The sequence below is a fragment of the bacterium genome, from assembly GCA_022763185.1.
Classification (GTDB): domain Bacteria; phylum Bdellovibrionota_G; class JALEGL01; order JALEGL01; family JALEGL01; genus JALEGL01.
This window is the reverse complement of sequence record JALEGL010000005.1, coordinates 168388-184248: the sequence shown is the minus strand read 5'-3', so window position 1 is coordinate 184248 and position 15861 is coordinate 168388. Positions and strand designations below refer to the sequence as shown.

Genomic DNA, 15861 nt, shown 5'->3' with positions numbered 1-15861 from the left:
AAAGAAAAGCTTGATCAAAATGGGGCTTTTTCATACATGTTAAAGGCCCTATGCAATTTGTTCATTTACATAATCACTCGCAATATTCTTTATTAGAGAGCTCGCTCAGAATAGAAGCCTTGGTATCTTGGTCCAAACAACAGGGGCAGCAAGCAGTGGCACTGACGGACAAAGGTAATCTGCACGGTGCTTTGCAGTTGTATCAAAAAGCCAAAAAACAAGATTTAAAACCCATCATTGGTCTTGAACTTGATTTAAGTTTAGATCCACAAAATAGCCGTTTTTGTCCAGTGTTGTTTTGGGCAAAAAACAATGCAGGCTTGCGCAATCTTTTTTATCTCTCCAGTCATGCACAATTCACCCAAGACAATAGCGAACAGGCTTTTGTTGACATAGAGTATTTACAAAAGCACGGCCAAGGTCTGATTTGTGCCCTGGCACCGCAACAACCTTTTGGTCAACACGCTTTGTTTGGACAATTGCAGCTCATAGAAACACACATCAATCGTTTGAAACAATGTTTTGCACCACAAGATATGTATATGGCCATCAGTAAGCAGCATGCAAATGATGCGCAAGAGATTATTGATTTTGCTAAGCAGCATGAATTGGCCTTGGTGGCCAGCAATAATGTGTATTATTTACAAGAGTCCGACGCGCATGCCCAAGATGTTTTGATGTGCATAGGCTCTGCCCGCAGGGTTCAGGACAGAGATAGAATCAAATTCGAGAGCACCGAGCACTATTTGAAAAGTGCAGAGCAAATGCAAAATTTGTTTGTTAACTGTCCCCAGGCTTTAGAGAATACCGTTAAAATTGCCCAGGCATGTGAGGTCAGTATTAATTTAGAAGACTATTGCATGCCGGAATATGACTTGCCGCAGGGTCGTTCAGCTTTTGAGGAGTTGGTGCGTTTATCCTATGAAGGTTTAGAGATGCGCTGGCCACAGATAGAAAGCTTCTATCAAAAAAATGATCCAACAGCATCTATGGCCGGGATGAAACAAACATACAAAGACAGGCTGGAAATCGAACTCAAAGTGATTGAGGGTACAGGTTTTGCGGGTTATTTTTTGATTGTGCAAGACTTTATCAATTATGCCAAAGACAATGCTATCCCAGTGGGTCCTGGGCGTGGTTCTGCGGCAGGGTCTTTGGTGGCCTTTTGCACACGGATCACGGACGTTGATCCAATTCCCTATAATTTGTTGTTTGAGCGCTTTTTGAATGCTGAGCGTATTTCCATGCCGGATATTGATGTTGATTTCTGCCAAGAGGGCAGAGACAAGGTTATTCAGTATGTGGCAAAAAAATACGATGGCAGTTTGGATGCTAAAGAAAAAACTTTGGATAGCATTAAAGTAGCGCAAATTGGGACTTTTGGGAAGTTGCAAGCTAGAGCGGTGATTCGAGATGTTGGGCGTGCCTTAGGTATGCCTTATGGAGAAGTCGATAAAATAGCCAAACTGGTCCCCAATGTTTTGAATATTTCATTAAAAGAAGCCTTTGAACAAGAAGCGCAGTTTGAAGAACTCAGGCAAGAAGACCCCAGAGTCAATGAGCTTTTGGATGTAGCCTTGTCGCTGGAAGGTCTGACCCGTCACGTTTCCGTGCATGCTGCCGGTGTTGTGGTTTCTGATGAACAGCCCTTGGTACATCATGTTCCTTTATCTATTGGACAACATGGTGAAGCCGTCACCCAGTGGGATATGAAAGCGGTTGAAAATGTTGGCTTGGTTAAGTTTGACTTTTTGGGTTTAAAAACCCTAACTTTATTGCATAAAACCTGTGAATTGATTCAAGCCTCGCATGCTATTGATATCGACTTATTAACGCTGAACATGCAAGATGAAAAAGTGTTTGAAATTTTAGCCAAAGGCTCAACTCAAGGTATTTTCCAGTTGGAGTCCTCCGGCATGCGTGAACTGGTCATGCGTTTAAAACCCAATAGTTTTGAAGATATAGTGGCTTTGGTGGCTTTGTACCGGCCGGGTCCTCTGGGCTCAGGCATGGTGGATGACTTTATTAATCGTAAGCACGGCCGGACAGAAATTAAATACGATTTGCCTGAGCTTGAGCCTATTCTTAAAGAGACTTATGGTGTGATTTTGTACCAGGAACAAGTGATGCAAATTGCCTCTACTCTAGCCAGTTACTCGCTAGGTGAAGCGGATTTGCTGCGCAGAGCCATGGGTAAAAAAATTGCTGCTGAGATGGCCAAGCAGGAAGAGCGCTTTTTAACGGGGGCAGCCCAAAATAAATTTCCAGCCGATAAATCCAAGAAGATTTTTGATCTGATGGAAAAATTTGCCGGCTATGGTTTTAATAAATCGCACTCTGCAGCCTATGCTTTAATCTCTTATCAAACGGCGTATCTAAAAGCGCACTACCCTAAAGAGTTTATGGCAGCTTGTCTAACCATTGACCGATCCAATACCGATAAAGTGGTGCGTTTTGCCAACGACTGTAAGAAACAAGACATTGAGTTGTGCCCTCCCAATATCAATGAGAGTGATGTCGATTTTAATGTGGTGAATGGGAAGGTGCTGTATGGTTTGGCAGCGGTCAAAAATGTTGGGGTAGCCGCTATAGAATCCGTGGTGCAAGAAAGAAAAAAGAATGGGCCCTTTACAGATTTATTTGATTTTGCCTCGCGCATTGACACCAAATCTGTCAATAGAAAAACCTTAGAAGCTTTGGTCAAGTGTGGCGCGATGGATGTTTTGCATCCGCATCGAGCGCAAAGCATGGCCAGTATTGAACAAATTTTGGCCATTGCCGGTAAAAACCAAAAAGATAACAGTCAGGGCCAGGTGGGCTTGTTTGGTATCCATGAAACTGGGATGGCGGTTGACTTGATCAATCCAAAAATAGAAGCTTGGCCGGAAAAAGAACAGCTGGAGTTTGAAAAACAAATGTTGGGTTTTTATGTGTCTGGGCATCCTTTGGCCAGTTTTGCACCGGCTTTAAAGTACTTTGCTTCTTGTGATGTTTTGGGTTTAAGCGAACAAAGCAACAAGTCCACGGTTAGGGTGGGTGGTGTGGTTTCAAGTTTAAAAGAAATTACCACCAAAAAAGGCGATCGGATGGCTTTTGTGGGTTTAGAGGATTTATCTGGCAGCACAGAGTTGGTTGTTTTTAAAGATGTGTATGAAGAGGCAAGAGAGTTGCTCAAGGCCGATAAACCCATCATTGTCAGTGGAATCTTGGAGCATGGCGATGATTTGAGCTGCAAAATTATAGCGGATAAATTTGCTTACCTTGAAACGCCAGCAGAAGTTTTTTCTGGAAAGGTCAGAATTAAGTTAGAATGGGAGTATTTACAGCAGGATAAAGTAGCGCGGTTGAGGCAAACACTTTTAGATAATCCTGGAAATATCGATTGTGATGTGTACTTGGCCAAAAAAGGCAAGTGGCTGCTTAAAATGGATTTAAAAGAAAAAATAAAAATCAAACTCACTTGGTCCATGGTGCAAAACATGTTGGCTATTTTTGATCAAGGATTAAGTTTGCGATTGACTTCCAACAAAAGCACGAGAGCAAAGGCGGACAATAAATACTCGGCCAAATGGAAAAAGAAAAAAGGCGCTTAAAAGCGCCTTTAAAATAAAAAATTCTTTAGAGAAACTTAAGCAATGTTGTTAACGGCTTTGCTCAAACTAGAAACCTTACGAGCTGCAGTGTTTTTATGCAAAATACCTTTGCTTTGAGCTTTGCTAATCTCGTGATTGGCTTGTCTTAAAGCGTCTTGAGCGCCTTTTTTATCTTTGCTTTCACACAAAGCCAATACTTGTTTGCTTACAAATTTAACTCTACTTTTCCACCAACGATTTAAAGTTGTGCGAGTTTTATCTTTTCTAATTTTTTTTAGTGCTGATGCATGTGATGCCATAATCCCGACCTTAAATATAATTTAGATTTGTTTGTCAAGCCTTTTTATGGATTGTTTTTTATCTTATGCAAGTCCGGCGGTGTTTTTTGCAGAGTTTTTTTATGCATGATTGGTTTTAACCGTTTGATCGGTAATAAAAAGAGTGTAGGAAACTTTCTTTGAAACAGGTATAAAATTCAGTTTGCAAGAGACATGCTGTTTTATCATTATTTGAGAAGATAAAAATAAAGTTTAATAAAGAAAAAGAATGGGTTTTTTGTATAAAATTCAGTATTTTACTCTTTTAGCAATAGCTTAAAAACTTGAGAAAGTGCTGTATTTTTGCTCATGTTTTTTGCTATAATAGAAGATGGCCCAAGTTTTTTAATCATTTGCTTTTTTGACACAAATATTTCTATTTTTCTTAGTGTGTTCAAGCAAATAAAAGTGCAGCGAGGATTCTTTAATAACAATCATGTTTAAAACTAAACATCAGCAACAAGGGAGCGCCTTATTGGCTGCGGTTATTCTTTTAGGAATCGCTGGCTTGATTATGGCGGGCAGTGCGTCGGTGATTCAACCCATGCAGCGGTATTTTGGTCAACGTAATAAAGGCACGGATATGCGCAGTTTATCAGAAGAAGGTCTACAGCTCGCCATCCGAGATCTGCTTGAGCGGGCTCAACAAAATGATTGGACGGGAATGGTGCAAAATGGCCAGACTGTTAGTCTGCAAGGAATGACCGATATGGGCCTGGTGATAGCTACTCGCAATCCTTTGCGAGAAAATATGACGCCAAGATTTTCACGGCAAAAACAGGATGGTTCTATCATGAATATTTATTATATTCCCAGCATAGAAAATGCAGACCCTGGAGGAGGGGTAGATAATTACAATTCTTTATATCCAAAGTTATTCAATGTGGTGGTAGAAAGTAAAAAGGCCGGTTCTGCTCAAATTGAAAGTATGGAAGCGCTGGTGGCGGTAAAGTTGATGACGCCAGGAGACTATGCATTAAGCTTTGTTGAAAACCATTATGGTGGGGGCTTGTATACATTAGATGATAATGCCCGGACACCGGTACCGTATACTTTCATTCCTATCGTGGCCGAGGGTGATGTGCATTTGGGTAAAATTCACAAAGACAATTTTTATTTTGGGGCATCGTTTTATCACCCTGGTCATACCGTGCCGGCCAATGAATATGTCTTTAGTGGAAAAACCACGATCAATGCCGTTACAGGTGATTTAACTGCAGCAACATTTAACAGGTCTGCCAATGTCAGCTTTTCAATGAGTGATTATGAAGATGAATTTGATGTTCAATACATGGATGATAGTTCGAGTAAAATTAATGCATGGGATGGACAGCTGTTTGATACAGCTGACTTGAGTATTGTCGCCAGTGATGTTTGCTTTAAGTTTGTGGATAACATTATTCAACAGTGGGAGTGCAAGACAGGCAATTTGCGTCCAGATAGACGCTATGATGGGGAATTTCAGGGTGGCGCACCCATAAAGACTTATCAAATCCCAGATGGAGGGTTGAATATTTATATCAAAGGCTCAGTGCATGTGAAGGGCAAGCTTGATGGCAAAGTTGCTATTTTTGCAAAGGGTTATGCTTGGATAGAAGGGGATATTCAGTATGCAGATCAATCGGGTCAATCCAATGATATGTTCAGTGTTTTTGCCTTGGATGGGGTTAGAATTCCTAGCACCATTCCCAACCATTACAGTCGTTACTTTGATGTTGCTAGCACAGGAACTTTGCTCAGCTCAACCAATGTGACGGTCAGTAATGATCGGGATACGGGGAATAACCGGTATTATAACCCTAATGTTTCTGGAGGCAGTCAAAATGCCTATGGTAACTTGGATTTGGATGGGTGTTTTATGAGCTTTGGTGATTTGGAAGTTTGGCCATTTTCATATGGGGCCGATAAGATTGTTGCCAATAATGGATCGATTTGGGATCAGTACAATTCAGGAGCCGGTGATTATTATTACTATTATGACTCGGTCAGTGCGGCCTGGCTTCATCAAAAAAACCCGGCCGTGTGTGCGGTCAATGATGTAAACCCGGGTGCTTGTCCTGATGGGCAAGAACTGCAACGGAACTATTCTGACGCCATATGGCTTTATGGCTGTATGAGTTTTGAGAAACCCAACGCAATGTTGCATAGAGATGGTTTGGGCTTTCAGCGTATGGTTTTAAAAAATGATGATCGATTTAAAAATTATGTTCCTTACGGTATGCCTAGCTTTAAGTATCCTAAGGTTGATTTGGTATGGTCAAGGCGCTTAAACAAAGAAAGTGATATTTTGCGAGCAGCCATTGATGCCCTAAATACAGGATCGTCTGGGTCATAAATACTTAGATGAACATGTGTTTTTATGTGTGATGATCAACTTTTAGTAAGAAAAGCCTATAAATTTAAGCCACTTAAAGTCAAGAATTGACTTGACGCTTTGGTACATATTGTATAAAGATGCCAGCAATCATGGCAATCGCTAAGCAACAAGCTGATTTTAAAGCATTCAATGAACATGAGTTGTATCTATTCAGTCAAGAAGGGCAACGTAAAATAAGGCCTGTTTTGGTTGTTGTGAGCACTGCTTTTGCTCTTTTATACTTTTTTAGTTTACAATTGAATAAACGACATATTGAACAAGACCTTACAGCCAGATCCATGGCGGGTTTAAGTAATGAGAACGTAAACGTTTCTTTTGAGGGCCGTGACGCTACGCTAACCGGAACTGTTTTATCTGAAAAAGAAGGAGCAGACTTAGTCGATAAGGTTGCTCAGGTATGGGGCGTGCGGGCAGTTAACAATCAGCTGGATATCATGCCAAGCCTTTCACAAGATTTACAAGTCAACCAGACAGCCAAACAGCTGTTAGAGACCGGTCATGTAAACTTATCTGGTTTGCAGTTTTCTTCCGCAAGTGTTGACTTAAGTCAACAAGCAAAAGACAAGCTTGATCATTTGCTTGAAGCCATTAAGCTTATGCCTGGAGCAGTGTTTAAAGTGTCTGGGCACACGGATGCAACAGGCGACTCAGCAAGCAATTTTTCTTTGAGTTTAAAAAGAGCAAAGTCTGTTAAAGCTTACTTGGTTGCGCAAGGTGTGCCGCAAGATCAGCTGATCGCCCAAGGTTATGGGGACAGCCAGCCAGTGGCTGATAACCGTACGGCTGTCGGTAGAGAGAAAAATAGAAGAATTGAAATTGTTCAACTTAAGCCAGGGATGTATTAAGACATAGGGAGAATGGGCATGGTGTATTTAGCAATACAAGTTTTATTTTGGATGTTGGCAGCCTTTATTTTAGGTTTGGTCGCAGGTTGGTGGATGAAAAAAGTTTTATGGATTTCACCCAGTGTTGGTGAAAAAAACTCTGACTATACTCATGCCGTGCAGTTGGCTGATATGCAAGATCGTTTGCGTGAAAAGCAACAAACCATTGATGCTTTGCAAGCACAATTAACATCAACAACTCCTAGTAAGGTGACGCCAAGCAAAAAGCTTGCAAAAACTGTAAAAAACAGTATGAACGCTCCTGTTACTCAGGAAACAGACGATTTAAAAAAGATTTATGGTATTGGGAAGGTTATAGAAAGTAAACTTCACCAATTGGGAATTACAAAGTTTGAGCATGTTGCTCAATTGTCAAAAGCGGACCTTAAAAAAGTGTCAGTTAATTTGGATGCCTTTAAAGACCGCATTGAAAGAGACAACTGGGTAGCAAGCGCAAAAAAGTGTCATTACGAAAAGTATGGCAAACATATCTAAAAAATCACAAGGAGGATTTAGATATTAAAATATAAGGCAATCCAGATAGGCTGGAATGCAGTAATATTAACCTTTAACAATTCATTCTTTAAACAATCACACATTATTGGATGATCAGGGTAAAGCTAAAATTAAGATTTTAGTTTTGTTTTTAAAGAATGAAAGGAAACATTTAATTCAATGGAAAATACTAAAACAACAAACAGCGAAAGCTTTGAAGAACTCTTTTTGGCATCCGTTAGCGATGATAAAGAAATTAAAGCGGGTGAAATTATTTCAGGTGAAGTCATTAAGATCGGCCGTGACGTAGTCTTGGTTGATATTGACTATAAGTCTGAAGGTCGAGTCGATATTTCAGAATTTGTCGATATTGAAGGCAACTTAACCGTAAAAGTAGGCGATCAAGTAGATGTCTTTTTGGAAACTGCCGAAGACGAAGATGGTTTGGTTATTGTATCAAAGGAAAAAGCCGATAAACTTAAAATTTGGGATGAGATTGCCGAAGCTTGTGAGCGTGGTGATATTATTGAAGGTCGTGTTTTAGATAGAGTCAAAGGTGGTCTATCTGTAGATATTGGTGTCAAAGCTTTTTTACCAGGTTCACAAATTGATTTAACACCCGTGCGTGACTTGAGTAACATGGTGGGTAACATTTATCAGTTTAAAATTATTAAATTTAACAAAATCAGAGGCAACATTGTTTTAAGTCGTCGCTCTATTCTTGAACAAGAAAGAAAAGTACAGCGTCAACAAATTATTGGTAAAATTGAAGAGGGTGCCATTGTTAAAGGTATCATTAAAAATGTTACCGATTACGGAGCCTTTGTTGATTTGGGCGGTTTAGATGGCTTGTTGCACATTACAGACTTGTCATGGAAACGGGTTAATCATCCCAATGAAATTTTAAAATTGGGTGAAGAGATTGATGTTAAAGTTCTTAAGTTTGATCGTGCCAAAGAGCGTGTATCTTTAGGTCTGAAACAAATGAGTGAAGATCCATGGATCAATGCTGAAATGAAATACGCCAAAAATGCTACTGTAAAAGGTAAAGTGGTTAACTTGACTGAATACGGTGCGTTTATTGAAATGGAAGAAGGCATTGAAGGTTTGATTCACGTTTCTGAAATGTCATGGACCAAACGTGTGAAACATCCATCCGCTTTATTAAAATTGGGTGAAGAAGTGGAAGCGGTTGTTTTAGAATTAGATCCAGAAAACAGAAGAATGTCTTTGGGTCTTAAGCAAACTCAGCCTAACCCTTGGGATGCTTTGGTTGAAAAATATCAGCCAGGTTCAAAAATCTCTGGTGAAGTGCGTAATATTACGGACTTTGGTGTCTTTGTTGAAGTAGAAGACGGCATTGATGGTTTGGTTCACGTATCAGATATTTCGTGGTCCAACAAAGTGAAGAACCCCAATGATGTTTACAAAAAAGGCGATAAAATTGAAGCAGTAGTATTGAATGTTGATCCTAGTGCTGAACGTTTTGCCTTAGGCATCAAGCAATTGACGGATGATCCGTGGAACAAAGCTGAAAGCAAGTACACTGCCGGTACAGAAACTGAAGGCAAGATTGTCAAAATCACAGATTTTGGTTTGTTTTTGGAAGTGGAAGACGACCTAGAAGGTTTGATTCACGTTTCTGAAATTCCATTGAACGCTGAAGAAACGGTCAATGATAAATATGCCGTGGGAGATGCTGTGAAAGCAGTGGTAACCTCCATGGATCCGCAAGAAAGAAAATTGAGCTTGTCTATAAAAGCTTTTGAAAATGGTATGTCACAAGAAATTGCACAAGAAGCGGCTAAAAAAGCTAAAGAAAAAGCTAAGCCTACCTTGGGTGATATCATGGGCGACCAGTTCAAAGGTTTTGGTGGAGACAAAGCTGAATAAATAGCTTGTTATTAGTTATTCATAGCTATTCTTCTTAATAAGGGGCACGCATCAAAGGCGTGCCCCTTTTTTTATAATTTTAATCACGAACAGCTGAATAAGTTGACCTCTTTGATAAAAAGGTCACAATAGGCGGCATGTCCAACAGAAGCGGTTTTTCAAGGTTTTTTATTGTTATTTTTCTTTTAGGTATTGTTATTGAATTGGGGATGATTGTTGCTATTTTAAAGGGGGATGCCAACCCCGATGGCAATATAGCAGTTGTAGAAGTTCAAGGCGCTATTGATGGCTCAATGGATACTGTAAAATTATTGAAAAAATATGAAGAAAAAAAAGAGGTTAAAGCCATTGTTTTGCGAGTCAACTCTCCTGGTGGCGTTGTGGGTTCATCTCAGGAAATTCATGATGAAATTAAACGCATCAATAAAGGTAAAAAAGTCGTGGTCTCTATGGGAGATGTCGCAGCATCTGGAGGTTATTATATTGCAGCTCCAGCAGAAAAAATTATTGCCAATCCAGGAACCATAACGGGTTCCATTGGTGTGATTGCCAATTACTTTATTTTTGGCGATGCTTTGAAAAAGTTGAACATTCGCTGGGAATTGATTAAAGCCGGTAAAAATAAAGATATTGGTTCACCTTTGCGTAACTTGCGGCCAGAAGAGAGAAAAATCATGCAAGATATGATGGACGATATGCATGATCAGTTTATTGAGGCCATTGCCCAAGGCAGAAAATTGGATAAAGCAACGGTTAGTAATTTGGCTGATGGTCGAGTCTATTCAGGTCGCCAGGCAAAACAAGTTAAATTGGTGGATGAGTTGGGTGGCTTAGAGTATGCCATTAAAGCAGCGGCTAAGTTGGCGAATATTAAAGAAAAAGATATTCAAGCCATTTATCCTCCCAAAGAAGATGACAGTTTTTTTGCCAAGGTTTTTGGCAAGACTTTTTTGTCTAAATTGTTAACTCAAGACAAACAAAGCCAAGTCGAATACCGCTACGTTCAGTAAGATAATAAATTTAAAAGTCATTGAATTTAATTGCTATAGTGATTGGCAGTATTTGCTATTTTTATAATATTAAAATAAATCATTAAAAATATTAATTTTTTTCTTAAAGCAATTTATAGGGACACTGCTGTTGCGACAGCTTTGCCGCAAAAAGATACAACGCCATTCTTTTAATCTAAAAAAATCAATACCTTATGAATATTGTGTGCTGGCACAGCAATTGCTTTTTAATAGCGGGAACATGTGCAGATTAATAGTGTTACAAAAAATGAAGCAGTGTGTAATTTTATGCTTGAAGATAATTGTGCAATGTGTTAGCTGCAGTGTATACATACGTTAATGAGGTAAAAAAATGGATAAAAAGTTGTTATCATTGAGTTTAATTTTGAGTTTTTTTGCAGGTTCTTTGGTCATCGCCCAGCCTTCAGAAGAGCTTCCTGTTATTACAGTGCAGGAAATGAGTGAAGAAGAAAAGCGTTTGTTTTTACCTAGCGAAGAAGTTAGCACTGAGCCGGTGGTTAAACAAGTTCGACAAAGCATGCCCATCACAGAAGATACCGTGCTTGAGCAGAATACTAATTTAAATAGCACGAATGCCCCTATTACGGTAGGTGGTGTGGTTGATGTTGCACCTCCTGCAGCAGCCATCAAAGAGGAGCCTGTTGAGGGCGCCATTAATGGTCTTAATTTTGGTGCGGGTGTAAAATTAACGCCCATTGGTTTTGGTTATCTCAATGGTCATAAAAGAGAGTATTTTCAAGTTTCACCCAATGTTAATTTAAGCACCAAGCTGGTTACCGATTCTAAAAAAGCGCTAAACATGAGTTTAAGTTATGAGTTTGCCTGGCAAGAATATTTAGATAAAGAAGATCCTGCTCAGCGCGGTTTTACCAATGTTGTTAATTTAGGATTTGATGGCAAAATTAATGAACAATGGAGCTACAACTTTGGGATGTACGGTGAGTGGTTTTTATTGTCTGGAGAAGATAGCGGCGCTGACAATTATTTAGTCTTGTTGTCTTCACCTACAGCAAAAATGAAGTTGGATGACAAAACTACATTGTCACTAACCTATTACTTCGATTACTTCCAAATGTTGAATGCCGATGTTTCTTTAATAGACAGCATTGGTGGTGATTTTGATGTTGATGACTTTGGTGGAGGAGCGCTTTCAGATTCAGTATTTGGCGCCAATACCGACGACTTGGGTAATTTTGGTTTGGCCAACCCTACAGCGGATCTTGCTTGGATAGAAAATAAGTTAGGCTTTACTGCGGATTGGAGTCCCAATGAGTCCACTTCTTTAAGGTTGAACTACCGTTATGCCTTTAAAGTGTTTTCAAACAATCCAAATTCGGAATGGAAAGGGCATTTTTTAAGACCTAAAGTAACACAAATTTTACCTTGGTGGGAAGGTGGAAAAGTGTCTTATGAGCTTCGTATCCGTCAGAGAACGTATGATCACGCTTTAGAAGGTAATAAATTTAAAGCCAATAGAAGGTTTAGACATATGCTAGGATTTACTCAAAAAATCAATGATTCTATGTCAGCAAGTGTGGCATACAGAATACAAACCGATAGCAGCAATAAAGATAACTATGTCACCAGTACAACCAAAGGCAACTTATTTAACATGAACCTAAGTTATACATTTTAATTGATCAAAGAGGGTGTAGGAATATGAATAAAATACAGATAAAATTGTTGATGGGCGCTTGTGTAACAGGGCTGTTTTTAAGCAGTTGTACATTGGTACAAACCCCCGGAACAAGTGAAATGAAAAACTTGAAAAAAGCTAAGCCTATTGTGATTCCTGGAAGTGAAGGCTTTTCAGCCAAACTTTCAGCAGCAGGAGGCTGTGAACGAGGTGTAGCAGAAATTGACGTGGTCAATGATGTCAGTGGTATAGCTAAACATCAGGGCGCGATTTTTGCTTCTGGAAAAGCGTACTTTACCAGCGAGGCATGGGACTATGAAGAGGTAAATCCCTTCCACGTTTTAGGCTTTGATAAAGGTGAAGAGACATTTCCTAAGAATGCTAAGCCAGACATTCCTTTTGCAGCCAAAGAAACGGTTGTGGTGGCAAAGTTTTTCAATGGTAATAAAGCAGCAAAAAATATGATTTCTGAGGGAGAGCCTTTAGAGCAAGCTAAAGCCTTAGGCTTGAGGGCTATTTTGGATCAAGCAAATAGAAGTACAATGACTGAAGCTGAAAAAGAAGCGGTGCCAGAAGAGGCTGACGAAGGTGAAGAGGAAGAAGAAGCTGACGAAGGCGAGGAAGAAGCTGTTGCTAAAGAAGCTGATCCAGTGGAGTCATTAAACTTGGATCAAACCTATTCTCTTGATTTAGTCAGAGGTGAAGGTGAGCGTTTAAAGAATTATTATTTGGGAAATATTCCTGAGAAAGACAAGCAAGTTATTGGCTTTGGTCAACGGAACAGTCAAGGAAGAGCTGTTGTTTATGGTGAAGAAACCAGTGGTTTTGGTGTTGGTGACTTTACACACTTCACTTTTGGTAAAAAAGGCTTTTATGGTCTTTATATGGTTCCAGCAGATGTAGAAAGTAAAGAAGCTACATTGGCAACGGTGATGAATGTAGAAGAGGGCAAAGTGCTTGAGTTTGGTATTGGTCAACGCGGTGATTTACCGCCTGAAACAAAAACAGCTTATATTACTGTAACCTTAGAGCATGCCAATAAAGAAGATAAACTGAACCCTGTTCGTTACCATGTATTGGATGAAGGTCAAGTTGGCGTTGCTTTTCAGTTAGAGGGCGTGGCTCCTGGAGAATACAATATGGTTGTTCAGCGTGGATACTTATACGCTTCACCCGTTCTTGATGATGCCGGAGGTAATTATTGTGTTTTTGCAACATCTGATGCAACATCTAAAGTTGTGGTTTCGGCTAAGAAAAAAGATGCATAAATAATAAAGTTAAATTTTATCGGGGAAAAGCCAGAGCTTTAAGAGCTTCTGGCTTTTTTTATGGGCTTGACGAAGCGTGCGTTTAAAGCTAGAGCGCATACTATGTTGATTAAATTAAGAATGATTCCCCATAACAAACCTTTGATTCTAGATTTTGATATCAGTCCTGACGTTTTACATGGTGAAGGATATCAAAGTAGTCAGTTTGTAGCTGATGAGAATTTCATTCATCCGGCACATTGCCATGCTGAGTTGAGACAAAAACATCGTTTGGATGATGTTGAGTTACAGGGGAGTGTTGATTGTTTAATTGAAGCCTTGTGTTCGCGTTGTGGGCAACATTTTGATTATCCTTATCAAGAACATTTTTTTATCATGTGTGCCCGCCGACAAGAGCAAGCAAGAAAAGCCAGTGGCGTAAGTAAAAAAAAGCGAGCTCGCCAGAGTAATGCAGTCCCGCAAGACGATGATTTTGAGCAAGCACAAGAAGGTTTGGTTTTTTTTTCAAATGAAGAAATTGATCTGGCGCATATTATACGCGAGCAGATTTTATTAAATTTACCCATGCGCTATGTTTGTTCAGAGCTGTGTAAAGGTTTGTGTGGTGATTGTGGTGAAAAAATTGAAGATGAGCATCGTTGCAAAAAGAACAGTAAAGTTGATAAAAAGAAATAAAATCAAGGTCTTAGAGGTAAAATAGCCGTTTTGTGAATAATGGTCTATAGCCTTAAATTCATAAAAATAAACTTGAAAAATAAAACAATTATGGGTATTTATGCGCTTTAAATCATTTGTTACAAGGTAAAGTTTTAAAGACAAGCCTGAACGTTTAAATTTTAAAGAGGTAAAAAACCATGGCGGTACCTAAGAAAAAAACATCTAAATCCAAGCGCAACATGCGTCGTTCTCATCATGCGCTAACTGTTCCTAGCAATATTCACAATTGCCCACAATGCAATGAGCCTGTTCAGTTGCATCATGTGTGCGCTGAATGTGGCTTTTACAAAGGCAAAGAAGCTGTACAAATTGCTTTAGACTAGGTTGATTGCAAGCGATTGTTTAAGATCTGGCAGATATGACAGATTCAAGAATTGTACTGGTTACTGGAGCGTCCAAAGGTATTGGCAGCGCTATTGCTAATGCTTTTGCTGATGGTCAGCACACAGTTTTAGTTAATTATCGGAGCAATAAAAATCAAGCGCAAGCAGTGGTTGATGGTATTATTGAGCAAGGTGGAAATGCTCAAGCCATTGGTTTTGATGTTGCTGATGCAGCGCAAGTTGAGCAAGCCATAGCACAGATCACCAAAGAGTTTGGTGGTGTTGATGTTTTGGTGAACAATGCCGGTGTTTCTGTTGATCAGTTGATATTACGTGCTAAGTATGAAGATTGGGATAAAGTCATGCAAACCAATCTTACCGGGGCATTTTTGTGCAGCAAATTTGCGGTTAAGTCAATGATGCGCAGAAAAAATAATGGACGCATCATTTATGTTAGCTCTGTGGTTGGTGAAATGGGTAACCCAGGTCAAAGCATGTATGCAGCCTCTAAAGCGGGTATGTTGGGCTTGATGAAGTCTTTGGCTAAAGAACTTGCTTCAAGAAACATTACAGTCAATGCAGTGGCTCCGGGCTATGTTAGAACAGAGATGACCATGGCTTTAACAGATGAGCAGAGAGAAAGATTTTTAAAAGATATTCCTTTAAATCGTTGGGCTGAGCCTGAAGAAATAGCCGGTGCAGTAAAATACTTGGCTTCTAGGGAAGCAGGCTATATTACGGGTCACACATTGTCCATCAATGGGGGTTTGTATATCTAAAAAAGATTCCATGATTAATGGGTAAAAAATTTGAATCGTTTCAAATATATTATAAAGAGAGTGTAGAAAAAATTTATTTTTGAGAAATGTAGACTAGGTCTATAAAAGGTTGCTAGAGGAGAGGTTTTGTGCCGACTCCGACTGCAAAAGAGTAAATTATCGGAAACCAAGTTTTTAGATGTTCTTGTGAGGAATGAGTGAGAATATCTTTTGCAAGGCCCGATAAGAGGGAAAAGCATTTTTTCCCAATAACAAACAGAGGAGAATGAAATGACAAAAGAAGAAATCCAAAGCAAAGTATATGAAATCATTGTTGAGCAACTTAACGTTGATGCAGATGATATTGCCAATGAAAAATCTTTCATTGATGACTTGGGTGCTGATTCATTGGATGTTGTAGAGTTGGTGATGGCTATGGAAGAAGCTTTTGAAATGGAAATTCCTGATGAGGAAGCAGAGAATATTTTAAAAGTTGGCGATGTTATTGATTACATCGAAAAAAACCAAGCAGCTTAATTCTTTTTCAATTGTTTTCAGCTATTGTTGAT

13 protein-coding genes are annotated in these 15861 nt (G+C 39.4%); 12 read left to right on the top strand and 1 reads right to left on the bottom strand.

What is annotated here, in order from left to right:
* Positions 1-50: 50 nt before the first annotated feature.
* Positions 51-3593: a DNA polymerase III subunit alpha gene (gene dnaE, locus MRY82_02410; protein MCI5071782.1), complete on the top strand. Its 3543-nt coding sequence runs from the start codon at positions 51-53 to the stop codon at positions 3591-3593.
* A gap of 35 nt (positions 3594-3628) precedes the next feature.
* Here the strand turns inward: dnaE and rpsT are convergent, their stop codons facing one another.
* The gene (gene rpsT / locus MRY82_02405; protein MCI5071781.1) at positions 3629-3892 is read right to left on the bottom strand and encodes a 30S ribosomal protein S20; all 264 of its coding nucleotides are present in this window, start codon (positions 3890-3892) and stop codon (positions 3629-3631) included.
* A 454-nt stretch (positions 3893-4346) separates the two neighbouring features.
* Between rpsT and MRY82_02400 the strand changes: the two genes are divergently transcribed.
* The 11 genes from MRY82_02400 to acpP all read left to right on the top strand — a co-directional run bounded on the left by MRY82_02400 (position 4347) and on the right by acpP (position 15829).
* Positions 4347-6245: a hypothetical protein gene (locus MRY82_02400; GenBank protein MCI5071780.1), complete on the top strand. Its 1899-nt coding sequence runs from the start codon at positions 4347-4349 to the stop codon at positions 6243-6245.
* 131 nt (positions 6246-6376) lie between these two features.
* Positions 6377-7132, top strand: coding sequence for an OmpA family protein (locus MRY82_02395; GenBank protein MCI5071779.1), 756 nt, complete (start codon positions 6377-6379; stop codon positions 7130-7132).
* 18 nt (positions 7133-7150) lie between these two features.
* Positions 7151-7666: a hypothetical protein gene (locus MRY82_02390; protein MCI5071778.1), complete on the top strand. Its 516-nt coding sequence runs from the start codon at positions 7151-7153 to the stop codon at positions 7664-7666.
* A gap of 180 nt (positions 7667-7846) precedes the next feature.
* Positions 7847-9559 (top strand): 30S ribosomal protein S1, encoded by a 1713-nt coding sequence (locus MRY82_02385; protein ID MCI5071777.1) that lies wholly within the window; start codon positions 7847-7849, stop codon positions 9557-9559.
* 137 nt (positions 9560-9696) lie between these two features.
* Positions 9697-10569, top strand: coding sequence for a signal peptide peptidase SppA (gene sppA, locus MRY82_02380; protein MCI5071776.1), 873 nt, complete (start codon positions 9697-9699; stop codon positions 10567-10569).
* A gap of 352 nt (positions 10570-10921) precedes the next feature.
* Positions 10922-12226 carry a hypothetical protein gene (locus tag MRY82_02375; protein ID MCI5071775.1) on the top strand — a complete coding sequence of 435 codons (1305 nt, stop codon included), beginning with the start codon at positions 10922-10924 and terminating at the stop codon, positions 12224-12226.
* Between the two features lie 23 nt (positions 12227-12249).
* Entirely contained in the window at positions 12250-13494 is a 1245-nt protein-coding gene (locus tag MRY82_02370) for a hypothetical protein (GenBank protein ID MCI5071774.1), read from the top strand.
* Between the two features lie 102 nt (positions 13495-13596).
* Positions 13597-14169, top strand: a complete 573-nt coding sequence (locus MRY82_02365) for a DUF177 domain-containing protein (protein MCI5071773.1) — start codon at positions 13597-13599, stop codon at positions 14167-14169.
* A 179-nt stretch (positions 14170-14348) separates the two neighbouring features.
* Complete coding sequence (gene rpmF / locus MRY82_02360; GenBank protein ID MCI5071772.1) at positions 14349-14534, top strand: 50S ribosomal protein L32; 186 nt, start codon at positions 14349-14351, stop codon at positions 14532-14534.
* 35 nt (positions 14535-14569) lie between these two features.
* A complete protein-coding gene (gene fabG, locus MRY82_02355) occupies positions 14570-15313 on the top strand; it encodes a 3-oxoacyl-[acyl-carrier-protein] reductase (GenBank protein ID MCI5071771.1) in 744 nt (247 codons plus the stop codon).
* 270 nt (positions 15314-15583) lie between these two features.
* On the top strand, positions 15584-15829 hold the full coding sequence (acpP, locus tag MRY82_02350) for an acyl carrier protein (GenBank protein ID MCI5071770.1): 246 nt from the start codon (positions 15584-15586) through the stop codon (positions 15827-15829).
* Positions 15830-15861: the final 32 nt, after the last annotated feature.

What these genes read in the sequence shown, in the direction of transcription:
- dnaE (MCI5071782.1), top strand. Translation starts at nt 51, where the DNA reads ATGCAATTTGTTCATTTACATAATCACTCGCAATATTCTTTATTAGAG.
- rpsT (MCI5071781.1), bottom strand. Translation starts at nt 3,892, where the DNA reads ATGGCATCACATGCATCAGCACTAAAAAAAATTAGAAAAGATAAAACT.
- MRY82_02400 (MCI5071780.1), top strand. Translation starts at nt 4,347, where the DNA reads ATGTTTAAAACTAAACATCAGCAACAAGGGAGCGCCTTATTGGCTGCG.
- MRY82_02395 (MCI5071779.1), top strand. Translation starts at nt 6,377, where the DNA reads ATGGCAATCGCTAAGCAACAAGCTGATTTTAAAGCATTCAATGAACAT.
- MRY82_02390 (MCI5071778.1), top strand. Translation starts at nt 7,151, where the DNA reads ATGGTGTATTTAGCAATACAAGTTTTATTTTGGATGTTGGCAGCCTTT.
- MRY82_02385 (MCI5071777.1), top strand. Translation starts at nt 7,847, where the DNA reads ATGGAAAATACTAAAACAACAAACAGCGAAAGCTTTGAAGAACTCTTT.
- sppA (MCI5071776.1), top strand. Translation starts at nt 9,697, where the DNA reads ATGTCCAACAGAAGCGGTTTTTCAAGGTTTTTTATTGTTATTTTTCTT.
- MRY82_02375 (MCI5071775.1), top strand. Translation starts at nt 10,922, where the DNA reads ATGGATAAAAAGTTGTTATCATTGAGTTTAATTTTGAGTTTTTTTGCA.
- MRY82_02370 (MCI5071774.1), top strand. Translation starts at nt 12,250, where the DNA reads ATGAATAAAATACAGATAAAATTGTTGATGGGCGCTTGTGTAACAGGG.
- MRY82_02365 (MCI5071773.1), top strand. Translation starts at nt 13,597, where the DNA reads ATGTTGATTAAATTAAGAATGATTCCCCATAACAAACCTTTGATTCTA.
- rpmF (MCI5071772.1), top strand. Translation starts at nt 14,349, where the DNA reads ATGGCGGTACCTAAGAAAAAAACATCTAAATCCAAGCGCAACATGCGT.
- fabG (MCI5071771.1), top strand. Translation starts at nt 14,570, where the DNA reads ATGACAGATTCAAGAATTGTACTGGTTACTGGAGCGTCCAAAGGTATT.
- acpP (MCI5071770.1), top strand. Translation starts at nt 15,584, where the DNA reads ATGACAAAAGAAGAAATCCAAAGCAAAGTATATGAAATCATTGTTGAG.